General features: G+C 49.4%; 23 protein-coding genes, 1 pseudogene and 1 riboswitch. Of the genes and pseudogenes, 3 read left to right on the top strand and 21 right to left on the bottom strand.

The window, feature by feature from the left end; all coding sequences use genetic code 11:
• Positions 1–25 precede the first annotated feature (25 nt).
• From ABS784_RS15220 to ABS784_RS15210, 3 genes are read right to left on the bottom strand one after another with little or no spacing between them, the layout of a single operon-like run.
• Complete coding sequence (locus tag ABS784_RS15220; protein ID WP_352513068.1) at positions 26–1,168, bottom strand: MGDG synthase family glycosyltransferase; 1,143 nt, start codon at positions 1,166–1,168, stop codon at positions 26–28.
• A 12-nt stretch (positions 1,169–1,180) separates the two neighbouring features.
• Positions 1,181–1,777: a DedA family protein gene (locus tag ABS784_RS15215; RefSeq protein ID WP_352513066.1), complete on the bottom strand. Its 597-nt coding sequence runs from the start codon at positions 1,775–1,777 to the stop codon at positions 1,181–1,183.
• Between the two features lie 10 nt (positions 1,778–1,787).
• Positions 1,788–2,516: a polysaccharide deacetylase family protein gene (locus ABS784_RS15210; RefSeq protein ID WP_014194676.1), complete on the bottom strand. Its 729-nt coding sequence runs from the start codon at positions 2,514–2,516 to the stop codon at positions 1,788–1,790.
• Between the two features lie 273 nt (positions 2,517–2,789).
• On the opposite strand from ABS784_RS15210, the gene ABS784_RS15205 reads away from it, so the two are divergent.
• A complete protein-coding gene (locus tag ABS784_RS15205) occupies positions 2,790–3,863 on the top strand; it encodes an undecaprenyldiphospho-muramoylpentapeptide beta-N-acetylglucosaminyltransferase (protein ID WP_023633371.1) in 1,074 nt (357 codons plus the stop codon).
• A gap of 302 nt (positions 3,864–4,165) precedes the next feature.
• Here ABS784_RS15205 and ABS784_RS15200 read toward each other — a convergent pair whose 3' ends face one another.
• The 8 genes from ABS784_RS15200 to ABS784_RS15165 form a co-directional block, all read right to left on the bottom strand.
• A complete protein-coding gene (locus ABS784_RS15200; RefSeq protein WP_013144033.1) occupies positions 4,166–4,987 on the bottom strand; it encodes an undecaprenyl-diphosphate phosphatase in 822 nt (273 codons plus the stop codon).
• Between the two features lie 183 nt (positions 4,988–5,170).
• Positions 5,171–6,109, bottom strand: coding sequence for an ROK family protein (locus tag ABS784_RS15195; protein WP_352513063.1), 939 nt, complete (start codon positions 6,107–6,109; stop codon positions 5,171–5,173).
• Positions 6,110–6,262: 153 nt separating this feature from the next.
• On the bottom strand, positions 6,263–6,766 hold the full coding sequence (locus ABS784_RS15190) for a spore coat protein (protein ID WP_011229726.1): 504 nt from the start codon (positions 6,764–6,766) through the stop codon (positions 6,263–6,265).
• Entirely contained in the window at positions 6,759–6,935 is a 177-nt protein-coding gene (locus ABS784_RS15185) for a hypothetical protein (RefSeq protein WP_352513061.1), read from the bottom strand. The genes ABS784_RS15190 and ABS784_RS15185 overlap by 8 nt, the downstream gene beginning before the upstream one ends.
• Entirely contained in the window at positions 6,898–7,881 is a 984-nt protein-coding gene (locus ABS784_RS15180; RefSeq protein ID WP_352513059.1) for a sporulation protein, read from the bottom strand. The genes ABS784_RS15185 and ABS784_RS15180 overlap by 38 nt, the downstream gene beginning before the upstream one ends.
• 67 nt (positions 7,882–7,948) lie before the next feature.
• Complete coding sequence (ytaF, locus tag ABS784_RS15175; protein ID WP_011229724.1) at positions 7,949–8,587, bottom strand: sporulation membrane protein YtaF; 639 nt, start codon at positions 8,585–8,587, stop codon at positions 7,949–7,951.
• A gap of 105 nt (positions 8,588–8,692) precedes the next feature.
• Positions 8,693–10,528, bottom strand: coding sequence for an APC family permease (locus ABS784_RS15170; RefSeq protein ID WP_352513057.1), 1,836 nt, complete (start codon positions 10,526–10,528; stop codon positions 8,693–8,695).
• Positions 10,529–10,622: 94 nt separating this feature from the next.
• Positions 10,623–10,762, bottom strand: a riboswitch (cyclic di-AMP (ydaO/yuaA leader).
• 150 nt (positions 10,763–10,912) lie between these two features.
• Positions 10,913–12,250, bottom strand: coding sequence for a TrkH family potassium uptake protein (locus ABS784_RS15165; RefSeq protein ID WP_352513055.1), 1,338 nt, complete (start codon positions 12,248–12,250; stop codon positions 10,913–10,915).
• Between the two features lie 450 nt (positions 12,251–12,700).
• Between ABS784_RS15165 and ltaS the strand changes: the two genes are divergently transcribed.
• Positions 12,701–14,656, top strand: a complete 1,956-nt coding sequence (ltaS, locus tag ABS784_RS15160; RefSeq protein WP_352513053.1) for a lipoteichoic acid synthase — start codon at positions 12,701–12,703, stop codon at positions 14,654–14,656.
• A gap of 18 nt (positions 14,657–14,674) precedes the next feature.
• Here ltaS and ABS784_RS15155 read toward each other — a convergent pair whose 3' ends face one another.
• The 8 genes and pseudogenes from ABS784_RS15155 to ABS784_RS15120 form a co-directional block, all read right to left on the bottom strand.
• Positions 14,675–16,003, bottom strand: coding sequence for a S8 family serine peptidase (locus tag ABS784_RS15155; protein WP_011229720.1), 1,329 nt, complete (start codon positions 16,001–16,003; stop codon positions 14,675–14,677).
• A 129-nt stretch (positions 16,004–16,132) separates the two neighbouring features.
• Positions 16,133–16,816, bottom strand: coding sequence for an N-acetylmuramoyl-L-alanine amidase family protein (locus tag ABS784_RS15150; protein WP_352513051.1), 684 nt, complete (start codon positions 16,814–16,816; stop codon positions 16,133–16,135).
• A 210-nt stretch (positions 16,817–17,026) separates the two neighbouring features.
• Complete coding sequence (locus ABS784_RS15145; RefSeq protein ID WP_023633378.1) at positions 17,027–18,172, bottom strand: ABC transporter permease; 1,146 nt, start codon at positions 18,170–18,172, stop codon at positions 17,027–17,029.
• A gap of 1 nt (position 18,173) precedes the next feature.
• Positions 18,174–19,277: an ABC transporter permease gene (locus tag ABS784_RS15140; RefSeq protein ID WP_023633379.1), complete on the bottom strand. Its 1,104-nt coding sequence runs from the start codon at positions 19,275–19,277 to the stop codon at positions 18,174–18,176.
• Positions 19,278–19,314: 37 nt separating this feature from the next.
• On the bottom strand, positions 19,315–20,250 hold the full coding sequence (locus ABS784_RS15135) for an ABC transporter ATP-binding protein (RefSeq protein WP_352513048.1): 936 nt from the start codon (positions 20,248–20,250) through the stop codon (positions 19,315–19,317).
• 102 nt (positions 20,251–20,352) lie between these two features.
• The gene (locus ABS784_RS15130) at positions 20,353–21,459 is read right to left on the bottom strand and encodes a sensor histidine kinase (protein ID WP_352513046.1); all 1,107 of its coding nucleotides are present in this window, start codon (positions 21,457–21,459) and stop codon (positions 20,353–20,355) included.
• A gap of 9 nt (positions 21,460–21,468) precedes the next feature.
• Positions 21,469–22,134, bottom strand: coding sequence for a response regulator (locus tag ABS784_RS15125; RefSeq protein ID WP_352513044.1), 666 nt, complete (start codon positions 22,132–22,134; stop codon positions 21,469–21,471).
• Positions 22,135–22,444: 310 nt separating this feature from the next.
• Positions 22,445–23,419, bottom strand: a pseudogene (locus ABS784_RS15120) (efflux RND transporter permease subunit); the annotation flags it as partial.
• 8 nt (positions 23,420–23,427) lie between these two features.
• On the opposite strand from ABS784_RS15120, the gene ABS784_RS15115 reads away from it, so the two are divergent.
• Positions 23,428–24,342, top strand: coding sequence for a glycosyltransferase family 4 protein (locus ABS784_RS15115; RefSeq protein ID WP_352513042.1), 915 nt, complete (start codon positions 23,428–23,430; stop codon positions 24,340–24,342).
• Here the strand turns inward: ABS784_RS15115 and ABS784_RS15110 are convergent.
• Positions 24,326–24,682 (bottom strand): CotO family spore coat protein, encoded by a 357-nt coding sequence (locus tag ABS784_RS15110; RefSeq protein WP_352513041.1) that lies wholly within the window; start codon positions 24,680–24,682, stop codon positions 24,326–24,328. The two genes, ABS784_RS15115 and ABS784_RS15110, sit on opposite strands and share 17 nt — an antisense overlap.
• 82 nt (positions 24,683–24,764) lie before the next feature.
• Positions 24,765–25,427, bottom strand: a 663-nt coding sequence (locus ABS784_RS15105; RefSeq protein ID WP_352513039.1) for a multinuclear nonheme iron-dependent oxidase, incomplete at its 5' end; no start/stop codon positions are given.

Here is a 25,427-nt window from a genome sequence, read left to right as displayed (position 1 = left end):
GACCGTTTTGGGACACCTTCTGTCGCTACGGATGCAACACGCGCCAAGCCATGCGTTGCGGCATGGCCGCTACCACTTCGGCGAGCGCTTCTTGCCCCGTTTTTTCCACGCCGGCAAAATAATCGGACACACGGCGGAAAAGCCGGTTTTTCTCCACGTCATCCATCAACAGGCGAAGCATGTGCTGCTCGCCGCTTTCTGGCCCGACCAAATGATAAATGAGACCATTTTGCTGTAAATATTGCAAATTGATGCGCTCCTGCCCAGGCAAGCAATCGATCGTAAAAATCGGAATGCGCTTATGAAGCAACTCGCTGACCGTCACCCCGCCTGGTTTCGTAATGACGGCATCCGCCTCTTCATACAGCCGATTCATCTCTTCCGGGTCAGCGATGTATGGAAGCGGCCGGATATGAGGCAGCTGCCAGCTGGCGATTTCCTCGTACAGCTGGCGATTGGCGCCGCACAGCACCGAATAGCGGAACAACGTTGACGTGCGGGCCGCCCGCAAAAACGCCAGCATATTGCCGAGCCCTTGGTTTCCACCGGCGACAAGCACATGAGCAGGCTGCCGCTTGCGTCTCGCTTCCGACCGATTCATAAACACATCGTGCACTGGGATGCCAGTGACGATGATGCGTCCTTTGTCAACCCCGTACTTCGTGATCAGCTCCCATTTCGCCTCTTGATGGGGAACAAAATGATAGTCAATAAACCGTTTCCCCCAGATGCTGTTCATAAAAAAGTCGGTGTAGACATTGACAACTGGAACCGTCAGCACCCGTTTCCGCTTCAGCCGCTGCAAAATGCGCGACGGAAACGAATGGGTGCAGACGATTAAATCCGGCTGTTCTTCTTCCACCATCTTTTTCATTTTGCTTTCAAAATAAGGCAGCCATGGCTCAAACGAAATGAACTCAAACCGGGGCAGCTCTTGGTACATCAGCGTTTTGTACACACGGTGGTACGAAGCAGGATGCGAGCGAATCCAGCGCAAGTAGGCCTCTGACACCATTTTTTCCATCAGTTCATTGCAATAGCTCAAAAAATCGATCTTTTTGCTTTCGACCGCCGGAAACTGGCGGCGCAAAAAATCCATCAACGTATCGGCTACTTTATGATGTCCCGTATTCATTTGAAACAGCGGCAAAAACAATACTTTCATCATCGATCGCACCCTTTAGCTTTCGAGAGATTTTTTGCGCCTCCGCTGCCCAACCCATGCCGCAAGCAAAAAAAGCAAAAACAACGCCAAACCGGCAAGCGGAAAAGAAATCAAGGGGATATGGATGCGCTGGCCGAGCCAAAGCCCAGCCGCGGTCAACGGAACAGCCCAACCTGCCGTTCCAAGCGCCGAAAGCAACAAAAACGGCCCGAACGGAAACCGGCTCACTCCCGCCATATACGGACAAATTTGCCGCACCCCGGGAGCATAGCAGCCGAACAAAATGCCCCATTTCCCATAGCGGCCAAACCAGCGGCGAGCCCGCTCCCAACGTTCAGCCGTAATTCCGACGCACTTGCCGTACTTTTGCACAAACGGCGCCCCCCACCACCGACCGGCGCCGTATGCCGTCACCATGCCGGCCATCGCCCCGCCCCAGCATGAAGCGAGCGACGGTCCAAGCAGCAACTGCTCCTTGGCAACCATCACGCCGACCAAAAAGAGCAAGCTTTCCTCCGGCGCCGGAATGCCGACAATGCCGCAAAATAAAAACAAAAACAGCATTACATAGCCATATGATTGAACATACGGCAGCCATACGCTTGTATCCATAGCTCCCCCACTACATCGCCGAGATTTGTGTATTAGTTTGCACATTTCTCAGTTCCGTAATCGTCACCCAACGCATCTTTTTCGCTGCTTCATCCTTAAACAGCAGCTCGAGCGCTGACAACATTTGCTCTGGCGCGCGTTTGTCAGCACCTAACGCATCCCCATTGTCATGAAGCACAATCACCGCCCCGCCGCGTATGGACGAACGCAAGCGGCGGAACAATTCCATTGTACCAATTTTTTCGTTCCAATCGCCAAGAATATGCGACCATAACACCGTTGTATACCGCTTTTGCACGATCGGCGTCCAAGCGTTAAAATGCCCCCACGGCGGGCGGTAATACACCGGGCGTTGGCCCGTCGCCCGCTCAATCGCCGCAGCGGCGCGGCGCACCCCCCAATCCAACCAAATCGGCGGCAACAGCCAATTGCTGATGTGGCGGTAATTATGAATCCCAATTTCATGGCCTTCTTCGGCCATCCGCCGCACAATATCCGGATAGCGCTCGACTTTGCGGCCGACAACGAAAAACGTCGCCTTCACGCCATATTTCTTTAATAAATCAAGCAACTTTGGCGTATAATACGGGTCGGGGCCGTCATCAAACGTCAGCGCCAGACAATCGGATGCCGTCCCCTCCCGAAACAAACGCACCCGCTTTTTGCGAATGATGATCGTCGGTACAATGCCATAAATGGCAATTCCCACAATGAAACAAACGAACAGCCAAACCCACATGGCATTCACCTCTTGATTGTACTTTACCAATATTTCTTCTCTCTGAAAATAGAAAAATGAACTTTCTGTATTCGAGATCATCACGCTGCAGATGTTTTATCATATAACAAACAAATGAGAAATCGAAAAGAAAATCATGAAAATTTCATGCAGACCGTCCAGTTTTCTTACTATACGAAAAACGCCACCGCTTGGTTTCCTCCCGAAGCTAGGTGGAATCTGCTATAATACATAACGATACACGAGCGATTAAAAAAAGACAGGTGATCCGCATTGCGAAAAAAAATCATCTTAACCGGCGGCGGCACAGCCGGCCACGTGATGGTCAACGTCGCCCTCATCCCGAAATTGAAAGAGCTGGGATGGGATATCGTTTACATCGGATCTCATCAAGGGATTGAACGGGAGATTATCGGCCGCATCGACGGCGTCCCGTACTATTCGGTTTCGACCGGAAAACTGCGCCGCTATTTTGACTGGAAAAACTTTAAAGATCCATTCAACGTGCTGAAAGGCGTTTGGCAGGCGTACCGCCTGATCCAAAAAGAAAAACCGGACGTCGTCTTCTCAAAAGGCGGATTCGTCTCCGTTCCCGTCATTCTCGGCGCTTGGCTGAACGGTGTGCCGTCGGTGATCCATGAATCTGACTTAACCCCGGGGCTTGCGAACAAAATCGCTATGCCGTTTGCGACAAAAATCTGCCTCACCTTCCCGGAAACGAAGCAATACGTCAATGCCGATAAAGCCGTCTACGTCGGCGCCGTCGTCCGCGAAGAGTTGAAGGATGGCAACGCCGAACAAGGGAGGAAGATGTGCCAGTTCGACGGAAAAAAACCGGTCTTGCTGGCGATGGGCGGCAGCTTAGGCTCGAAAAAAATTAACGACGCCTTGCGCGCCAACCTATCGACGCTTCTTGCCGAATTTGACATCATCCACATTTGCGGCAAAGGAAACATCGACCCAAGCCTCGCAGGCCAAAAAGGATACAAACAGTTCGAATACGTCAACGAAGAGCTGCCCCACTTACTCGCCTTGGCCGACATCGTCGTCTCCCGCGCCGGGGCGAACGCCATTTTCGAACTGCTCTCCTTGCGCAAGCCGATGCTGCTCATCCCGCTCTCGAAAGCGGCAAGCCGCGGCGACCAAATTGCAAACGCTCGTTCGTTTGAAAAAGCAGGCTATGCGGAAGTGCTGATGGAAGAGGATTTAACGAACGAATCGCTGCAAGCCGCCATTCACCGCCTATATGAAAACAAAGACCGCTACCAAAAAAACATGGAGAAAGCCGGCGCGAGCGATCCGCTGCAAACGCTGCTTGCAATCATTCAAGACACCGCCCGTTTGTAAAAACAGGCGATGCCCGATGCGGCCAACCACGGCCGTTTTTCGGCATCGCCTCGTTTTGTTTTCATCACCACACAACGAGCCTTCTCTCCTTTACACCGGCTCAAGCCGATAACGGTTGATACGGAACACATGGTCGCACAAGAGATCGATATCTTCATGATGTTGTACTGGAATTGTGATGCTGGCTCAGTCTTAGCACTCAGCTAGCACTACGGGTTATTTTTATTCAAATTTTTTCTCTTTCCATTTCCTTCCCCCAACCAGAAAACCGCCCGGCGGAACAACCCCGCCAGGCGGCACGACTAGAAGTATAAGAAATAAATGACAACGGCCAGCACGATCCGATACACCGCAAACGGCACGAGGCGGATGCGGTTGATGAGCTCAAGGAAAAAGCGGATCGCGAGCAAGGCGAAGACAAAGGCGCTAAAAAAACCGGCGATGAAAAACGGGATATCGGCGGCGGTGACATATTGCCAGTTTTTCAACAGCGACAGCCCGCTCGCCCCAGCCATGATCGGAACAGCCATAATGAACGTGAAATCGGCGGCGGCGCGATGGCTCATGCCGACAAGCACCCCGCCAGAGATCGTCGAGCCGGAGCGGGAAAAGCCGGGCCACAAGGATAAACATTGCATCAAACCAACAAAAAACGCCTGCTTGTACGTAATTTGGTCGACCGTCTGCGTCCGCGCGGCTTTTTTGGCGAATTTGTCGGCGGCGATCATCAACAACGCGCCGAGCACAAGGCCGATCAGCACCGTTTTTGTCGAAAACAAATGTTCATCGATGTAATCTTCAAACAAGACGCCGAGCACCCCAGCCGGCAGCAGGCCAATGATGACGTGAATGAGGTTAAGGCGCGGATGTCCGCCCGGATGGCGGCCGCGAACGCCAAGCAAGTCGAGAAATCGGTCTTTAAACACGACCACAGCGGCTAAAATCGAGCCGAGCTGAATGACGACTTTAAATGTATTCGCCGCGTACTTGCCTAAAAACTCTGTGGATTTCAGCCAAAGATCGTCGACAATAATCATATGGCCGGTCGAGGAAACAGGGGCGAACTCGGTCAGCCCTTCGACCATCCCTAAAATGATCGCCTTCCATAATTCCATCCAGTGCATGTCCTTCCATCCTTTCTGCGCGGGGTCGTCCTTTCTATACATATGGGCCAAGCGGGTGGAATAACACTCCGCTTTTGGCCGCGCCTGCTCTATTGTACTACAAATCTTTGTCTTGTACTACCCGCGCTTTTTCTAGGCAGCGACCTTGTTTTCGAGACAGAATCATCGACTTCCTGTTGCTAGTCAATGGGACGGGCCGGACGCTTCCCCTAACTCCCCGCGCCGCTCTAAGTAATGATACAAAGCGCCGAGCAAGTTCGCATCGTTTTTGAATTGGCACGTCTCCACCACTGGCTGGACTTTGGCAATTGGAACGAGCGACAATAACACCGAAAGCCGCTTGTTGATTTCGTCGACGAAATCGGGGCGGCTGCTAATGGCCCCGCCCAAAATGATTTTTTCCGGGTCGTATGCGTACTGCAAGTTAAAAATCCCTTGGGCCAATGAAAAATAAAACCGGTCAATGGCCTTTTGCGCGGCTTCATCGCCTCTCTCGGCCAACGCAAATACTTTTTCTCCGTCCAGCTCCCTCTCCGACATCCCCTTTTCCTCAGCCGCCATCCGGATCAGCGCACTTGTCGCCGCCAGTTCGCTCCATGTTTTGCATTCGATCCTTCCGTTCCCATAGCGGACATCCATCAACATATAGCCAAATTCCCCGCCGTGCAAATGCGCCCCTTTATGGATGCGTCCGTCTTTCACGATCGCCCCGCCAATGCCGGTGCCGACAATGACAAAGGCGATGTCGCGGCAGTGCCGCCCCGCTCCTTTCCATAATTCACCGAGCGCTGCGCAGTTCGCGTCATTTTCCAGTTCCACCGGCAGGCCCGTCGCTCCGCCGAATACTTCTTTAAAGTTTGGGCCGTGAATGCACGGCAATGCGCTGCTTCCGCCGATGATGCCAAGATCGCTGTCAACGCTTCCTGCGGAACTGATCGCGATGCCGGAAAGTTCATAGTTCGCCTGCGCCTGGCGGACGGCGTTAAGCAAGTCATCGCGAAATTGATGAAAGTCATGCCGCTCCGAACGGTAACGCCCCTTTTCGAAAAAGTCGCCATGCTCGTTCATGACGGCATGTTTGACATATGTGCCGCCAATATCAAAAACGATATAGTAACGCACCGATGACGCCTCCTTCATTTATGATCTTTCCTCTCTTCTAGCTCCATTAGGCTTAGCTGTTTCTCCGCTTTTATGTATTCGCCGTCGGTCCATCCGCTCCTCCCCGCCGCAATGAAAGAGGCCGCTCCACTTGGCGGGAGCGGCTCGTTTCTGTTATCGTTCATATCCCATCGACAACGCTTTTTGCGCGTTGCGGACGTCGTTGTGAAGGAGCTGGACAAGATCGTACGCTGGATAATAACTGCGTTCATACATATAGTTGAACGCTTTTTCGTGCGTGTCAATGGCTTTGAGCAGATGTTTGACAAACGTTTTGCGCAGCACCGGCGTCGCCGCCTCGGTAATGGCAGCAGCATAATTGCGCACTGCCGTTTTTGAAAAGCCAAGCAAGTCGCCAGCGTGCAAGGCGCGGTCGCCATCATCATGGTCGCGGCTTTCTTCCATCATAGGTGCCGCCGGAATGAAGGCAAGCAGCTCGCGCAAATTCGTTTCCAGCCCTTGAATCGTCTCAAGGTACAATCCTTTTAATTCAGGACAGTCGATTTTGCCGACCGCCTTTTTCATTTTTATGAGCCCGTTTGCTTGAAAAGCGATCAGTTCATGCAACTCCAACGTTTCATGCCAAGCCAAATGGCGATGACCGTACGTATCATTCATTTTGTTTCCTCCTTGTTTTATCTTTCCATTTATTGTATATGCCCACTAAGGAGAAACGGTCACCGTTGTACAAGACATCCGCATCAGCAAAAAAGCGCTTCGCGAAATGCGAAGCACCTTCCATATCATCATTACAGCCAATCTCCCCCATCAAATCCATCGCCGCCATCAAACCAATCATCCACGTCCAACCCGTCAGCGACATCATCGATCACATCGTCAAGCAACTCTTCCGCCACCATTCCCGCCAGCATCCCGGCCGCAAACCCACCAATGGCACCAGCCCACCCGTGTCCGCCATGATGCGAATGATGGACGGGTGGATAATGGCCTACTGGATGGCTATAGATTGGCGAATGCGGCGTTGCCAATGGATGCCCGCTCAGCTGGCCGAACGCCCCGGCCGCCCGCACCGCCTCTTCAATGGCTTCTCGAAGCAGACGGGCTGCCGTCGCCGAATCGCGAAGCTGTTCATGAGTGATCAACAGCTCCCGTTTCATTTCGCGTTCCCCGCCAAAGCCGTGGCGGACGTCGATCTCCATATACAAACGCACCCCTTCTCCCTCGACGAGGGCAAAAAACTCGACTTCTTGGACGATCCCTTGAAATTCGCTCGTCGGGAAGAACGCAAATTCCTGGCCATGCGGCGTAATGCTTCCGGATGTCGCTTTCTCCCGGAATCCCAGGGCGGCCAAAGCGGAAAACACTTGCTCCAAGGCCGTCGGCGGCAAAATGTGAATGGCGTCTTGGTCATATGCATCCACCCCAGCGGCAATATCGAGCCGGGTGACGAACGTATAACGAACCGTGGGGCGGCTGATCGGCAAATGGTGCGGCAGTGCGTACGAAAACGGGAGCACTTTCCGCTCGCCAGGCTGAATCGTAAACGAGGAAGCGACCGGGATCACCGCTGCGGTTCGGCGATATGCCTTTCCTTCCGCGTGCACCTCCAATTGCAATACGACATCTAGGTTCCGAATGTGTTGGGCGACCGAACCACCTTCCAGCAAAAATTCCCCTTCCAACGTTTCACCAAGGCGCACATGAGGGCGATGCAGCACGAGATCCACTTTGGCAGCGCCAATGCCGAATTTCGATAAAAACTTTTTCCACATCGGACCTCTCTCCTTTTTCATCAACCTATTTTCACATTTGAATTACGAACGAGCCGCCAACATGGTGTCACCGAAATAATTTGATCAACCCTAGGACAATCAACACAACCCCAGGCAGCATTGTCGCCTTTTTCATGATTCCCGTTTTCGACACCATGTACCCCAACGATAAGCCGACTCGGATGAACATGAGAGTAAATACGCCAACCAACAGGGAAAACGAAAGCGGCGGGAAATGCAAAAGCGACGAACTGATCCCGGCGCCAAATGAATCCATCGACAAAGCGATCCCGATCAACAACGCTTCTTTTTGGCTGATCGTGCCTGAACGATCAAGATCCCCAAGTTCAGGCCGTTTCAATACTTGAACAGCGCCGCTGAATCGGTTAGCCTCCCCTGTTCCATCACATTCCATAGAGGAATCGCTTCCGTCTCCCTTTGGCTTATAGACGTTATAAATCGCCCAACCGCCAAGCGCCATGAGAATGACCGAAGCAAGCCCTCTCTCAACTTGCAATGGCAAAACAAGCGCCAACAGACGGCCGATGTTCATAGACACAAACACCATCATTCCAGACATGCATGCAATAAGCGCCAACGAAAAGCAGGAAAAACGGACACCACCCATTCCATACGTAATGCCTACGCTCAAGCTGTCCATGCTCACGCTGAAAGCGAGCAAAATCATGGACACCCATAACCACATAGGAATCCCCCCTGCGGTACGATATGCAATTTCGTACGGAGAGGGGACTTTTTTGCCATTCGACACGCATCGATTTCCGGGGAAATGTTTCCCCTTTTCTCGACATTATTCCCGCAAATGATACGGCAATGTCGCAATAACGACATCTTTTTTCATAATCAGAAAAAAGCGTAAAATGATTGCGGTTTGGTTATGCAAAAACGTATGCCACCATTTTTTCACGATAAATTGCGGCAAGAGCACTGTCACCGGCGCGCGGTCTGCTTCTTTTTCCGCTTTCGTGATGTATTCTAATAATGGCGACAAAATGGTTCGGTACGGTGAATAGATGACTTCCAACGGAATGTCCGGATAAAACTTCTCCCACTTTTGCCGCAGCTTTTGTTCGTCTTTTTCGTCGAAAATAATCGACAGTGCCGTAATGTCGTCGGAAATGCTGCGAGCGTACTGAACGGATTGGGCGACCACTTTGCTGACGCCGGAAATGGGAATAATGACTTTTGGTTTCAACAGTTTTCCGCGCTGTTGCCACTCCCGTTCGTCAAGCCGCAATTGCTCGCCAAGTTTTTTGTAATGCTCGTGAATTCGGATGAACATCCAGACGAACAACGGAATCGCCACGATAACGATCCAGGCTCCTTGCGTAAATTTGGCGACCATCGTGACGAGCGTGACGATCCCGGTGACCACCGCTCCCGTTCCGACGGTGAGCAGCACGCCGAATTTCCGTCCTTCTTCCCGATTCCATAATTTTTTAATCAACCCACTCTGGCCGATCGTAAAGGAAAGAAAGACGCCAACCGCATAAAGCGGGATGAGCGAATGGGTTTTGGCATGAAACGCGATGATCAATGCGATCGCCAGCACGCTCAACAATATAATGCCATTGGAAAACACAAGGCGATCGCCCCGGGCCGCCAAGCTTCTCGGCAAAAAACCGTCCTTCGCCATAATCGACGTCAACTGCGGAAACCCGGCAAAACTCGTATTCGCCGCGAGCACTAAAATGACCATCGTCGCCAGCTGAAACAAGTAAAACAAAAGACCATTCCCAAACACATGGCGTCCGATTTGCGAAATGACCGTTTGATGCTCGGTCGGAGTAACGCCGAATCCCGCCGCCAACACGGTGATGCCTAAAAACATCACGCCAAGCAATGTGGACATCCATCCCATCGTAATGGCGGCGTTTTTTGAACTGTCTGGCCGGAACGCCGGCACGCCGTTGCTGATCGCTTCGACCCCAGTCATCGCCGAACATCCCGATGAAAAGGCGCGCAGCAAAATAAACAAACTGTAACCGGACGCAAACATGTGAGCTGTGGAAGCATGCTCATGCATCGTAAACCCATGCCATCCTTCCTGCCACAACTGCCACCCGCCGACAGCGATCATCACAAGAACGAAGCCAATGAACACATACGTCGGGTAGGCGAAAACCGTTGCGGATTCGGTAATGCCGCGTAAATTGAGCACCATTAAAAGCAAGACAAGAGCGACAGCGAGCTCCACTTTCCACGGCAGCAGCCCCGGAAACGCCGATGTCAGCGCGGCGACGCCGGAGCTGATGCTGACGGCGACAGTTAAAATATAATCGATCATCAGCGCCGCCCCGGCCACTAAACTAATTTTCGTCCCCAAATGGTCGCGGGCGACGACATACGCCCCGCCGCCGGACGGAAACGCGTAAATGATTTGCCGATACGACAAGGTCACTAACAAAAGCAATACTAAAATCGCCACCGCGATCGGCAGCGAATAGAAAAAGACGCTTGTCCCTAATAAAGCAAGCACAAGCAAAATTTCTTCCGTCGCGTAAGCCACCGATGACAGCGCATCGGAAGAAAAAACGGCCAACGCTTTCCATTTCGGCAATTTTTCATGTTTGAGCCGTTTTGTCTCCATCGGTTTCCCAATCAACAAACGTTTTAACGAAGCCATGCTTCCGTTCCTCCCAAAGCATATTCGAGTTGATTCAAAAAGAAAAAACCGCTGAGGACGCGCTCAACGGCTACGTTTGGTTCAAAACCATACTCGTCCCTCCCCAAAGCGCTTGCGAGGTTAGCTGTCGGGTTCGGGCTTGGAGAGATGCCCGTCCTTTCGGATTCACCCCTAGCAACGAGCGTTGCAACAAGTGGGTCCCCCGCTCCATGACGGATTCAGCGCATCGTATCAAGTTGTTCTTGCTTCCATATCTTACCCCTTTGCTTGTCCCTCCGCCAACCTTGAAAAAGGAGGAAAACAGCGAGTTTCTGGGCTTTTGGGCTTATTTTTTCTTTATTATTTTCCCTTCGCTCACGCTCCCGACATTTTTCTGTTTTTCACTCATCCAATCATCATTTTCCCTTTCGGATAGCGGAACGGATCGGGCTGACGGCGCAGCGTGACCGCATAAGCGATCGTCAACGGGCCTACGCGGCCGGCAAACATCGTGAAAATAATGATCGCTTTTCCAAGCGGAGACAATTCAGGGGTTAATCCCATCGATAGTCCAACAGTCCCAAACGCCGACGTCGCTTCGAATAAAATCATGAGAAAGTCTTTTCCGCTCTCGGTGATCGTCAACACCATCGTTACAAACATGACGATAAACAGCCCGCTCATGGTCACGGTCAGCGACTTGTATACCGTATCATAGACAATTCGTTTTCGGAACAAAATGACGTCTTCCTTCCCGCGAATTTGCGACCAAACCGCGCCGAGCAACGTCGTAAAGGTCGTTGTTTTGATTCCGCCGCCCGTCGAACCCGGGGAAGCGCCGACAAACATGAGAAACACGATCAAAAACAGCGTCGGCTGCGTCAAATCCGGGATGTTAAGCGTATTCGAGCCCGCCGTTCTCGGAGTGACCGCCTGGTAAAACGCGGACAGAAACTTGCCTGAGAGCGACAGCGGCCCCATCGTCTTCGGATTGTTCCACTCCAGCAGCAATATCAGCGCCATGCTGGCAAACACCAGCCATGCCGTCGTGATGACCACCACCTTCGTATGAAGAGACAGCCGCCGTGTTTGCCGGTACTCATACACTTCATTCATGACAATAAAGCCGATTCCGCCTAAAATAATCAAAATCGGCACAACAAGGCTGACGACCGGATCGTCCACATAGCCGGTCAAGCTGCGGAACTCACCCATTAAATCAAACCCGGCGTTGTTAAAGTTGGAAATCGCATGAAAGAACCCAAAGTACACGGCTTTCCAAAACGGCATATCGAACGAGAAACGAATCGCCAACAGCAATCCGCCGATGCCCTCAATGACGACGGTAAAAACGAGAATGCGTTTCACGAGCCGAACAATCCCTTCGATGCTCAGCTGATTGAGCGCCTCTTGCAGCAACAACCGCTCTTTCAAGGAAATCCGCTTGCCGAGCAAAAAGGCAAACAACGTAGCAAATGTCATAAATCCAAGCCCGCCCACTTGGATCAGCGCTAAAATGACCAGCTGGCCGAACAACGTGAACGTCGTCCCCGTATCAACCACAACAAGTCCGGTCACGCACGTAGCAGATGTCGCCGTAAACAAGGCGTCTAAAAACGGAAGTCCTTTTCCGTCAACGGTCGCCGTCGGCAGCATCAACAAGAAAGCTCCAACCAAAATAATCAAGGCAAAGCCGGACACTAATACTTTCGGCGGATCGAAAAATTTACGGTTCGCATTCAAAGCCCCATCCCTTCCCCCTCGCTCACATAATCGCCTCTTTATAGTTGTGGATGATGCATAGAAAAAATATACCAAAAACAAGCTTGTTCGGGTACTCTAAACCATTTTCATCATAACATTCTTTCTGCATAATAAAATGGATAAAGGGCATGGCCACCGACTTCAAGAATGTGGATGCATTGAAACCTTTTCCGTCTCCGTTCGTCTATATGAATGGCAAATGGCAGTCCGACTGGGACCACACAGGCATTGAAGCGCGGAAGGGGGCTTGCACCAGTCCCATAAAAACATTCCATTGACTTTTGGCAACAGACGTATTATGCTACTTGACATGGAGACGTTCCGATGTAAAATCATGTAAGAATAAAACGTTTGTTGCTGTGGGCAACGGCTGTTGATATAAACATAGAAGCATCGTTAAGAATACGAGGCAAAGGAGGAGAAGAGGACGTGAAGGCAATTTGGGAAAAATGGTTGAAAAAATGTCGTTCTCTCCCTAACCAATACATTGGCTTTTTTATTTTTGCCGTGCTCTTATTTTGGTTGAAGACGTACGCCGCCTATTTAGCGGAATTTAACCTTGGCATCAGCAACTCCATGCAGGAGTTTTTATTGTTCATCAACCCGATCAGCTCGGCGGTATTCTTCCTTGGATTGGCGCTGTTCGCCAAGGAAACGCGTGTGTACAAGTGGCTCATTATTATTAATTTCATTTTATCATTCATCTTATACGCCAATATCGTTTATTATCGCTTTTTCAGCGATTTCATTACATTCCCGACGTTGACGCAAACGAAAAACTTCGGCGATCTCGGCAGAAGCATTTGGGAGTTGCTCCGCTGGTATGACGTGTTCTATTTCTTGGATACGATCATTTTGGCGGTGATCGTTTTCTCGAAGCGATTCTCGCTCCCGGAAGTGCAGGCCGGCCGATTCAAAAAAGGCGCCATTTTCGCTTCGGCCATTCTGATGTTCAGCATCAACTTGGCGCTCGCTGAGACCGACCGCCCGCAGCTCTTGACAAGAACGTTCGACCGCAACTATATCGTCAAATATTTAGGCGTGTACAACTATTTGATTTACGATGCGTTCCAAAGCATGAAATCATCGACGCAGCGGGCGTTCGCAAACAAAAGCGACATCACGACTGTGCTGAACTATGTGCAGGCGACGTATGCCAAACCGAACCCGAAATATTTCGGCGTGGCGAAAGGGAAAAACGTCATTTACATTCATTTAGAGTCGCTGCAAAACTTTGTGATTAACTATAAGTTGAACGGTGAAGAAGTCACCCCGTTCTTAAACTCGCTCACCCGCGATCCGAACACGTTCTATTTCGATAACTTCTTCCATCAAACAGGACAAGGGAAAACGTCGGATGCGGAGTTTATGCTCGAAAACTCGCTGTTTGGCTTGCCGCAAGGCGCTGTCTTTACGACGAAAGGACAAAACACGTATCAGGCGGCTCCGGCCATTTTGCACCAATACGGCTATACAAGCGCCGTCTTCCACGGCAACTACAAAACGTTCTGGAACCGCGATGAAATTTACAAGTCGTTCGGCTTTGACCATTTCTTTGACGCCAGCTACTACGATATGAACGACGAGGACGTCTTGAACTACGGTCTGAAAGATAAACCGTTCTTCCGGGAGTCGATCCCGCTATTAGAAACATTGAAAGAACCGTTCTATGTGAAATTTATTACGCTGTCGAATCATTTCCCATACCCGATCAGCGAGGAGGATGCGACGATCCCGCCGGCGACGACAGGCGACGGCTCGGTCGACCGTTATTTCCAAACGGCACGCTATTTGGATGAAGCAGTGAAAGAGTTCTTTGACTACTTGAAAAAATCGGGTCTGTACGACCGCTCGGTCATCATTTTGTACGGCGACCATTACGGCATTTCGGAAAATCATAACAAAGCCATGGCGCAAATTTTAGGAAAAGAAATTACGCCGTATGAACATGCGCAATTGCAACGGGTGCCGCTGTTCATCCACGTGCCGGGCATAAAAGGCGGCGTCATTCACGAGTTTGGCGGCCAAATCGATTTGTTGCCGACGGTCTTGCACCTGCTGGGCATTGATACAAAAAATTACGTCCATTTTGGAACGGATTTGCTGTCACCTGAACATCAAGAAATCGTTCCGTTCCGCAACGGCGACTTTGTCACGCCGAAGGTGACAGCGGTCAACGGCAAGTACTATGACACGAAAACAGGCGAACCTCTTGAAAGCACGCCGGAAATTCAGCGGCTCGAACAAATCGTCCGTACGAAGCTTGACCTATCGGATAAAGTCGTCTATGGCGATTTGCTCCGGTTCTATACACCGAAAGGCTTCAAGCCGGTCGATCCGTCAAAATATGATTACAATAACCGTGAAGAGGGAAGCGATCAATGATCGCCTCCCTCTTTTTTTCTAGCGCTGCAGCAGTTGCTCAATGGCCCGTTTCCCATTCACGTAACCTGCTCCATATACGTTCGGGTCTCGCCCTTTCCACAAATCGGCGCCGTCTTTTAACGCCCGCTTGATTTCATCCGGCGTTGCATTTGGTTTGGCCTGAAGCATCAACGCGACAATGCCGGCGCAAATCGGCGTCGCCATCGACGTGCCGGACATCGATATATAATGGTCACCGACCCGGCTTTGCTTATTCATCTTGTCAAGAAATGAACGCGGGGCGCGAAGCGAAATAATGTTGACCCCTGGGACGACGAGATCCGGTTTTGTCACCCCGTACTCCGTCGGCCCTCGGCTTGAAAACGACGCCACATCATCGTCGGCGCGCGTTGTCGCCGTATCATGATCGTCAAGAGCACCGACGGTAATGATGCGGTCGCTAATGCCGGGGCTTGAAATCGTCCCATAATTCGGCCCTTCATTCCCTGCCGCCGCACAGACGACAATACCCTGCTCCCACGCCTGCTCCGCGACTTGCACGAGTGGGTCATCATTTTCTATCGGAAACGGTTGCGGCTCCCCTCCGAGCGATAAGGAAATAATATCGATTCGTTTCGATGGATGTCTTTCATTGTAATCGATGCACCATTCAATGCCGCGCATGATCGTTTCCAGCGTCCCGCTTCCTGAACGGTCGAGCACCTTAACGCCGATAAGGTTTGCCTCGTACGCCGGTCCAGCATACAGCCCATCGGACATGCGCCCGTTCCCAGCGGCATCACCAGCGCAGTGCGTACCGTGTCCGTTGTCATCATATGGCGTCGTACGCCCATTGACGAAATCTACAAAGGCAGCAATCCTCCCCTCCAAGTCCGGGTGCGGGTAAATCCCCGTGTCGACAATAGCGATCGTCACTCCCTTTCCACTCAACTCCGTCCCGTTGACCGCCACGCGTTTCGCATTGGCCGACGGCACTGCGTTGTTTAATAACGCTTTCACCGTACGGTTAAAATACACTTTCTTCACTTTTGGATGTTCAAGCAGTTGCTCAAGCGCCGCCGGCGTCACCCGTGCGCTGTAGAAGGGAACATGGCGAAAATGGTGGCGTACTTTCATACGGAAATGATCGCGTTCCGCCTTGGCCACTGCCTCCATCCCTTCAGCATTTTCGACTTCAATCAAGACGGAAAGCGTCCGCCATTTCCGCAGCCAGCGCTCGATCCAGCGGTGAAAAATGCACGGCATGCGTGTCATCGGCTTGTACATATTGACAAGCGCATGGCGGAGAGGACGGTCCAGCCGCCCCGCGTGCCGGCGGGCTAACTGCACTATTGAATAGCCAAACATGTCTTTTCCCCCTTCCTTTGTTTCTCGCTATACTCATATGACGGCTGGACAAAGGAGGAGGCGGCCTTTCCACTAGGACGAACGAACGTAAAAACGCTCGCCTAGCTGAAAACTAGGCAAGCGTTCCCGTCATTCCTCGACTTGCTCAAGCACAATCCGCTTCGCTCTTCCTAAATAATGCTCCACTTGGCGCAGCACGTTTTCCCTTTTGGCAAAAACGCCGACTTGCGTCCCATCAACAATCACGCGCGTTAATGCTGTTTTTCGCTTTTTCTGCAGGCCAAATGCTCGCGCGATTCCGTTTACATGCCCTCGTGCGACCGTTCGCAGAAACTGGGTGTCATTCAGTTTTTCTGCATCCTCTTCCCGGTCAATAAACCCGTTCTCCGTGAGCACGGCTGGCATCGCGGTCTCCCTTAGCACATGAAAATTCGCTTTCTTTTTCCCACGATCGCGAAATCCCGCAGCTTTGACGACTTCTTCATGAATGGCATCGCGAATGCGGGCTGTTGCCGAATTGTCATCGAGCCGATTATAAATATAATCTTCATATCCAGTGCCGCCACCCGCGTTCACGTGAATGGAGACGTACAAATTGGCCCCCCAGCGATTGGCCCGGTCCGTCCGCTCATCAAGCGGCACCGTTTCATCTTTTGTCCGGCTCAACTGCACGGAAACTCCTTCATACTCATTTTGCAGCAGACGATTGATTTCGAGAGCGATAAACAACGTAATGTCTTTTTCCAACAACCCGTTGCCGACCGCGCCAGTATCGTTCCCACCATGCCCTGGATCGAGAAAAATTTTGACCATCTTTCTTCTCCTTTCACATTCTTCGTCGTTTAGGAATATAGCACTATTAGCATAAGCGTGGCACTCCAAAATGCCATAGATACTTCCCCAGGGCCAACAAATAAGGCGCAGTCAAAAAGAACGACTGCACCTGACATTCCCGCTGATCGACTTGTTCGATATGATGAAAGCCCCCACACAGCCATACAAGAAAACATAGACCGCTGGGCATTATACAAACTGTCCACTCTGTTGGCTTCGGCTAAACTTGTAAACAGCCAGAAGGAAAAAGGTCAGCGCAAAGGCGAGAAGAATCAACAGATGCCAATACAAACTTCCGAAAGAGCGCCCCTCCTGCAGCTTTACCAAAAAATCGAGCGCCCACCGTTGCGGTATAAAATATGCCGCTTTTTGCAAAAATTTCGGCATCAGCTCGACCGGCCAAAAACAGCCGGCCAGCATACATGTCGGCACGGTAATCAATGGCTGCAGCGCCCCGGCGGAAGCAGAGCTGTTCGCAAACATCACTGTAATCAAAGACAAGCCGATCGCGGATAAAGAGAAAAGCAGGAGCACCAGGGCCATTTGCCACATCGAAATATTAGGATCAATATGAAAGATGTTCTTCATTGCCACGATTGTCACGATGATTTGTGCCGTCATAATCAACAAATTCACCACGATATTCGATAACACATACGTTCTCGCCTGAATCGGTGTTGTCAATAAACGAGAATAGGTGCGCTCTTCTTTTTCTTTGATGATGATCTCAGTCAAATTCCCCGCTGACATCAACATAATCATGACCAAATAACCGATCGTTTGATACGTGACCCCTTTTTGTTTGGCTGTGTCGGGCAGCGAGTGAACGGACAGGCGGAACGGCGCTTGTTGATACCGTTCATACATCTTCCAAAAGAGATCACGATCCCCATTGGCCAATCGCCCCAATGTCGCCAGATGATCGATGTATTCATGCAAGTACGACTTGATGAACATCGTGATTTCCGTTCCCTTGAGCGAGACAAGTTCTATCGGCCGGGGCTGGCCGTGCTGGACGCTTTCGGAAAACCCTTGGCGAAAAATCAGCACGCCATCCATCTTTTGCGAGGTGATTTGCTCATCGACCGCTGATAACTTCACGCTTTTCACGGAGAGATGATCAAGGCTTTTCAGAAAACGGATCGTATCATCGGTAATCCGTCCTTGATCCTCATTGACGATTCCAATGCGAACTTCCTTGACAGGGTTGCCCCCGGCCGCAAACAAAGACAAAAGGATCGCCGCCAACGGAGTTCCAAAATATAACAAAAAATTGATTTTCCGACGGAACGTTCGCTTTAACGTATATCTCACCAACCAGATGACGTCATTCACCTTATAATCCCTCCCGTCTCGCTACAGATGCCACCGCGATCAATAAAAACAACGCCGCTATACCGATATTAAGCAGCATAGTTGGAACGACGCTTGACAAATCGTTCGCATACACGATTTTGAAAATCGTTTCATTCATCCAAGAAAGCGGAGACAAATGGGCATACCATGCTGTTTCATCGATCGGAAAATAAGCGCCGCCGAAAAAGGAAGACAGCTGAATGATGACCATCGCAATCGTTCGCGCCGCTCCTTCCGTCCTTGCCATATAGCTCATCCCTAGACCAAAGCTGATGGCTAAGACCACCTCGGTCAACATAAGCAACCATACGAGACTTACGTGATGCCCCCAATCGGCATGAAACACCCATTTGCTGAACAACATGACGACCGCAACACAAAGAAAATTCGCCGCGACGTTCCCGGCCAGCTTTCCAATAAAAATCTCGCTTTTGCGAACAGGAGCAGCCAAAAGGCGATCAGCCGTCTTCCGCGTTCGCTCCCCCCGCAGCAACGAACTGCCCGGCAATGCGCTGTACAAAGCGATCATCGTCGTCATCGCCACCGCATAATAATCCATGGCTCCCGGTTTGCGCTTGGAATGCAGCGACCGTTCTTGAATATACTCATCATGCACACTTTTATTTGATGGAACAAAACCGGGCTTCACCTCTGAAACGGCCATCGCCAGCTCGTATCGGCCGACAAACGCGGCCATCACCCCCTCAACAAGACTTCCTTTGATCTTGTTGCGTTCATTGGTGTACAACTCCACTCCACGCGGGCCGATCTCGATGTATCCATCCGCTTTTCCTTCCTGCACCGCTTTCGTTCCTTTTATCCGGTCGGATGCCTTTTGAAAATCGATGTGGGCTTTCTTCCCTGCTTGGATCATCGTTTGAATATACGGCGACAACGGCCCTGCTTTTTGATCGTTGTACAAGACGTGTACATCACCGACGGAAATCGTCCAGTGAAACGTGTTGGAAAGGGCTGTTCCTAAGATGAACATCAGTACGATCGGAAACAGCAGCATAAAAAATAGCGTCCGGACATCACGAAAATCGCTTTTGATTTCCTTGGCTGCAATGCGAAAAATATTCAAAAGAAGCACCTCCCTCGCATGATGGCACTCCAAACAGCTAATCCCGCAAATTTCTCCCCGTCAGCGCCAGAAAGACCGTTTCCAAGTTCGGTGATTTGTCTTCAAGCGAACGGATTTCGACACCGTCATTGATCAGGCATTGCACAATTTCGTTTAAATTATTGACACTGATATCCGAACTGATTTTGATCATATTTTCTTCACATTGCACCGCCTTGACCCCGGGAATGTCTTGAAGATGCTGCTTGTTGAGCCGATCCATCCCCCTGATTTCCAGCCAAATATCTTTTGTATCGGTGATAATCGCTTCCAGCTGCTCCTTTGTCCCCTCTGCGATGATCTTTCCATGATCAATGATGGCGATCCGTGTGCAAATCTCCTCCACTTCCTCCATATAGTGGCTTGTATAAATGATCGTGCATCCCATCTCATTGAGCTTTTTCACCGAAGCCAAAATATAATTTCGCGACTGCGGATCGATGCCGACTGTTGGTTCGTCCATAATGATGAGCTTCGGCCGATGGGCAAGAGCGCAGGCGATATTGAGCCTCCGTTTCATTCCCCCTGAGAAATGTTTCGGATAAATTTTGCGCTTATCGCTTAAACCGACAAACTCGAGCGCCTCTTCAACCCGCTGGCGCAGCTCCGCGCCGCGCAGTCCATACAACCCGGCAAAAAATTCAACATTCTCATACGCCGTCAAATTTTCATAGATGGCGATCTCTTGGGGAACAATGCCGATGTGTTGTTTGGCAAACTGGCCATGCTTGGCGATGTCCTTGCCGAGAATCTTGATTTCACCTGCGTTTGGGCGCAGCAACCCGGCAATCATATTAATCGTGGTGCTTTTTCCCGCGCCATTGGCTCCGAGGAAGCCAAAAATTTCCCCTTGCGCAACCGTAAGAGACATATGATCGACAGCGATGAAGTCACCAAATTTTTTGGTCACTTGTTTGATCTCTAAAATGTTCATCGTTCCACCTTCTTTCCATGCTTGGTGCCATTCATTATAGAAAAAAAGATGAACTCCTGTTAGTGCAGGAATTCATCTCGTTGATATGAGAAAGTTCACGATTTACTCATGAATCGGAAGCAACGTCGTGACAGAAAAACCGTTCGTTCCATCGACAATGACCGTGCCATGGACAGAGGCCGCCCGTTCCTCCATACCGATGATTCCAAGTCCTTTCTTGATCTTGGCCGCACCTTTGCCATTGTCTTTCACTTCCACTTTAATGATGCGATTCAAGACGTGAATCTCCACGGCAATGGCGGTGGCCTCGGCGTATTTGACCGCATTCGTCAACGCCTCGGCAATGTTCTCATAAATCACTTTCCATTGGATCGGCGTAATGACATCCAAATCCCCTTTACATACGAGCGGAACCGGGAGATGATGTTGAGCGGAAAATTCCTCAATGAATAATTTCACACGATTCAGTCCGATTTGCTCGAGCGGCGGTTTAATCTGTTTTAATGTCATCCGGATTTGTTCCATGCCTTCTTTGGAAATGTGGATGGCGTTTTCCAACAATTGTTTCGCCTTGTCGCGGTCCCCATCCATCAACCGTTTGGCCGCCTCCATCTGAATGAGCGCTCCAGCGAGCGAGTGGCCGATTTGATCATGGATGCGCTGCGACAGACGATTCCGTTCTTCCAACTGCAACGTATATTCCGACTGCTTGATGTATTGATGATATTCGCTGATCCTTCTTGTCAGCCGATGCAAATCATGGCGCATCTGATCGAGACGATCTTCTTGTTGTTCCATCCGCTCGATGTGCCGCTTGACTGCCGTCACGCTGACAAAACTGAACAATGCCACAAAGCCGTATAATTTCCCCGCCGATGGATCAAGCCAAACAATCGGAACAAGCAGCGCCGCCCATATCCCCCATAGTCGGGGAATGTAGAACGAAGCCAACTCATATCCATTGAAAGGCAACAATAAAACAAATAACGGCTCCACATAGACGCTCGACAGAATCACAAGAACGACGGAACACAGCGCCGCTCTCTTTTTCCACCTCACATTTCGAACGATAGAAGCAAACAAACTGAGACAAAAATAAATCAGAGAGGACAGGACAAACCAAGATCCTTCCCTCTGTTCCGATGAGATATAATCGAACGCTGTATATCCCCATACAATGAGTTTGTAAAACAGAAGCAAAAGTTCCATAACGCTCCCTCAACCGATTTTTCCTGTTAAGTAATAAACGGCAATTTGCGTTCGATGCTGCAGTCCGGTTTTGTCCAAAATCGATGTGATGTAATTGGCCACCGTTCCCTCAGAGAGAAATAGATGTTTGGCAATCTCTTTATTCGAAAGCCCTTTCGCAATGAGGGCCATAATGTCCAGCTCTCGTTCCGTAAACAAGCTTTTGTCGATTTTCACCGCTGGCTCTGTTTCTCCTTTTAGGTTGGACTTAATTTTATCCATCACGATATCTTGCATTACCACTTGGCCGTGATACACCGCTTTGATCGCTTCGCGGATTCGTTCCGGGTCCGTATTTTTTAAAAAATATCCTTTTGCGCCGTATTGAATGGCGTCTAGAATGTATTCATCATCATCAAACGTCGTCAAGATGAGCGGCTTCGTCTTCGTCTGCTCGCATAGGAGCTTGGTCGCTTCCACTCCATTCATGTTCGGCATGCGCACATCCAATAACGCGACATCAACTTCATGATGTCGACAATAGTCCACTGCCTCTCTCCCATCACTTACGGTCGCTACGACGTCAAACTCATCATACGTGCTTAAGATGATCCGCAGCCCTTCGCGGACAAAAGGATTGTCATCAGCGATCAGCACTTTCATTCGCGGAACATGGGACGAAGAACTATGTTCCATCTTTCTGATCCCCTTTCTTTGAACACTTTCCCACCTACGCTCACGCGTGGAAGTGGGGGGCTTCTTGATTCAGGATGATAAAGCGACTTTTTGATTTCTCCGAACAATCCCTTTCAATTCTTTTGACGGACGGAGATTTACTTTTTATTTTAATGAATAAGAAGGATTTCTTCCATTGCGGTTCAGGAGATGGGCCAAAGCAAGAGCAGGATATCGGACAAATCGTGTACGGAAATGTTCTTCGGTAAAAGATGAAAAAGGACTGACCCAAAACGCGAATACGTTTTAGATCAGTCTCTCTCTTTTCTCTTTACTGATTTCGTTCTGATTTCACTTGTCCAATAAAGAACAGTTCATACATCACCGGAACGATGACTAGCGTAAGCAATGTAGAAGAAGTAAGCCCACTAATGACTGTAATAGCCAGCCCTTTGGAAATTAACGTTCCTGATGCTTTCGTCAATGCAAGCGGAATGAGGGCAGCCACCGTCGCAAACGCCGTCATTAAAATCGGACGCAAGCGCGTTTTTCCTGCCTCAATGAGTGCATCGCGAATCGTCATTCCTTTTTGTTCGCGATTTTGCCCGATGCGGTCCACAAGGACAATCGCGTTTGTTGTGACAATGCCGATTAACATTAACAACCCGATCATCACACTCACCGACATCGGTTCGTTAGCGGCATACAACCCGAGAAGCGAACCAATCGGAACGAAAATGAGCGAGGATAAAATGATAAATGGAATTCGTGCCTTTCCAAATGTGATCAGCATGGTAACATATACCAGACCGATGGCAACTACCATCGCCAAACCAAGTTGTTGGAACGTCTCAACCATCTTTTCGATTTTTAACGAAACATCGTTTGTTTTTTCAAGTGATGTCGAAGATGGGAGCTCGATGCTGGCGACTAGCGTCTTTTGTTCCTCATTTGGCAAAAACACGAACCCTAATTTGGGCACAAGCGCAAAAGAACTTACAAGCAACACAACCGATATCAATAAAATAACCGCTTTATGGTTTAATGCCCAAGCAATGACTTGTCCATAAACACGCTGCAACGCTCCTTCTTTTTCTTCAGACGGAACTTTTTTGAAGGAGAATTTCGCTAAAATCGGCACAATGGTGACCGCAACAAGCAATGACATAAGTAACGAGAAAACAATCGTTAACGCAAATGGCAAGAAAAATTCACCGGTAATTCCGCCAACAAAGCCAAGCGGCAAAAAGACGACAACCGTTGTAATCGTTGATGAGGTAATCGCCTTTAAAATTTCTTTTGTCGAAAAATGAATTGAAAAAACGAACATTTCATGTCATTCACGTCTTTAACCGTCCCGCAAACGTGCTGTTTTACAAACAAGCCGCGCCAAACAGCCGCTTCGTCGTAAGTTTGCATAACGATATGTTTTCGCCGATGAAAATGCCACCAGACGTTGCAAAACAAGTCATTGCGGAAGTGGACGCCATCACAACCGTGAGCGAATATATGAAACGCACCGTCACAAAACGATACGATGTCCCGAACGATCGTATTCAAGTCATCTACTCCGGCGTCGATGCGACGCGCTACATGCCGCCATGGACAGACGAAGGAAAACAAATGCGCACCGATATGCGCCAACGTTTTTTTGTTGAAGAAGATGACGTTATTTTATTTATCGGGCGGTTAAGCAAAACAAAAGGAGTACACGTGTTAATCGAAAGTATGAATCACGTATTAGCTAAACATCGAAACGCAAAGCTCGTCATCGTTGGAGGGAAATGGTTCAGCGACAATCGGGCGAACGATTACGTACGCTTTCTTCATCAACTAGCAAAACCTTACAACGACCGAATTCAATTTACAAACTACATCCCGTCTGAACATATTCCACACATATTCACGATAGGCGATGTGTTCGTTTGCAGTTCGCAATGGCACGAGCCGCTCGCCCGCGTGCATTACGAAGCGATGGCGGCAGGCGTGCCAATCATTACGACAAACCGCGGCGGAAATCGCGAAGTGATCGAACATAACAAAAACGGGCTCGTCATTGACGACTATGCGTCACCAAAAGCATTCGCCCAGGCGATATGCGAATTGCTAGGGAATAAAGAAAAAGCGCTCGCACTTGCTTACGAAGGACGAAAACGAGCGGAAACAATGTTTTCCTTCGCAAACACAGCCGAGCAGCTGGAACGTGTGTATATTAAGATTTGCCAATAAGCGATACCGATACGATATGTTCGAGCGGGATCGTGATCGTTTTTTCTTCATCACTTACGATAAAGACGACTTTTTTCTTATCGCACGTTTGAACAATGCCTTCATACGTGCGGTTTTTCGTTTTCAATTCACACGTCACCGGTCGAAGTTCATTCGGAAGCGTCGCTAAAAATTCAAGGCGCTCAGCCGTATTCATGTCACGAAAATTCGCAAATGACGGCGGCGGATACGACGGCTTTTCTTTTTTCGTTCGAAACGTCTGTTGCATATAACACGTTTTCGGTCCTAAATTCGGCTGAACAATATACAACAACGACGCATTTTCCACACGCTTTTTCATTCCCACACCCCTCCTTTTTACGAATATATGCGCAAAAAGAAAGGGGCATGCTAAGGAGATCCATATCAAATTTACAAGTTACTCATCTCTTATGAACGATACGTCTCAGTTTATAAATGTCCTCTAACACATCATCTATACATTGAACATTAAAATCCCTTTCTATAAGTATGTACTTTGGATTGGTGCGTTGCAATATCCACTCTGTTGATATTAAAATCTCTTCATTAAGGGAATTGGAATGTGTATCTCTCAACACCCCCTCATTGTCCCTCTCGAATCCAGATACATGAATGCACTCGATTTTTTCAAAAGGATATTCTGAAACATATTCTTCGAAAGCATAGTTATTATTTAAGGCTGTTACATAAGCATTTGTAACATCGAACAATATTTTTATACGAGAGTTTGCATCCTTCAGTAATTCTTTAAAAAATCTCCCCTCGTTTAATCGACTTCTGTTAGATAGTTTATTTTGTGTAATATTCTCTAGGAGTATTTGATTAGAAAAAAAGCTTGATACAATTTCCAAATTTCTTTTCATGATGAGTATATTTTCCATATCATACTCTATCGGAAAAACTTTCGATAAATAAACGTCATGCATGTGAGAGTAGGCGACATGATCTGAGTAATATACTGCTTCTACATACTCACTATAAAAAGCAGGCTCTTCACCACAAGTTGTACTTGAGATTTTAAGATAGGTATGCATAGGGAAAATAGAGGATACAAAAAATGCGAA

It is taken from the genome of Geobacillus sp. G4, from assembly GCF_040327975.1.
GTDB lineage: Bacteria > Bacillota > Bacilli > Bacillales > Anoxybacillaceae > Geobacillus > Geobacillus thermoleovorans.
This window is presented reverse-complemented; position numbering and strand designations above follow the sequence as displayed.

Excerpts from the sequence above, each read along its gene's own strand:
- ABS784_RS15190 (WP_011229726.1), bottom strand. The coding sequence starts at position 6,766 with ATGAATGATACGTACGGTCATCGCCATTTGGCTTGGCATGAAACGTTG.
- ytaF (WP_011229724.1), bottom strand. The coding sequence starts at position 8,587 with ATGTGGTTATGGGTGTCCATGATTTTGCTCGCTTTCAGCGTGAGCATG.
- ABS784_RS15135 (WP_352513048.1), bottom strand. The coding sequence starts at position 20,250 with ATGAACATTTTAGAGATCAAACAAGTGACCAAAAAATTTGGTGACTTC.
- ABS784_RS15185 (WP_352513061.1), bottom strand. The coding sequence starts at position 6,935 with ATGGCGGCGATGGATTTGATGGGGGAGATTGGCTGTAATGATGATATG.
- ABS784_RS15220 (WP_352513068.1), bottom strand. The coding sequence starts at position 1,168 with ATGATGAAAGTATTGTTTTTGCCGCTGTTTCAAATGAATACGGGACAT.
- ABS784_RS15155 (WP_011229720.1), bottom strand. The coding sequence starts at position 16,003 with ATGTTTGGCTATTCAATAGTGCAGTTAGCCCGCCGGCACGCGGGGCGG.
- ABS784_RS15200 (WP_013144033.1), bottom strand. The coding sequence starts at position 4,987 with ATGCACTGGATGGAATTATGGAAGGCGATCATTTTAGGGATGGTCGAA.
- ABS784_RS15125 (WP_352513044.1), bottom strand. The coding sequence starts at position 22,134 with ATGGAACATAGTTCTTCGTCCCATGTTCCGCGAATGAAAGTGCTGATC.
- ABS784_RS15210 (WP_014194676.1), bottom strand. The coding sequence starts at position 2,516 with ATGTGGGTTTGGCTGTTCGTTTGTTTCATTGTGGGAATTGCCATTTAT.
- ABS784_RS15170 (WP_352513057.1), bottom strand. The coding sequence starts at position 10,528 with ATGGCTTCGTTAAAACGTTTGTTGATTGGGAAACCGATGGAGACAAAA.
- ABS784_RS15180 (WP_352513059.1), bottom strand. The coding sequence starts at position 7,881 with ATGTGGAAAAAGTTTTTATCGAAATTCGGCATTGGCGCTGCCAAAGTG.
- ABS784_RS15150 (WP_352513051.1), bottom strand. The coding sequence starts at position 16,816 with ATGGTCAAAATTTTTCTCGATCCAGGGCATGGTGGGAACGATACTGGC.
- ABS784_RS15130 (WP_352513046.1), bottom strand. The coding sequence starts at position 21,459 with ATGGAACTTTTGCTTCTGTTTTACAAACTCATTGTATGGGGATATACA.
- ABS784_RS15215 (WP_352513066.1), bottom strand. The coding sequence starts at position 1,777 with ATGGATACAAGCGTATGGCTGCCGTATGTTCAATCATATGGCTATGTA.
- ABS784_RS15110 (WP_352513041.1), bottom strand. The coding sequence starts at position 24,682 with ATGAAAAAGCGTGTGGAAAATGCGTCGTTGTTGTATATTGTTCAGCCG.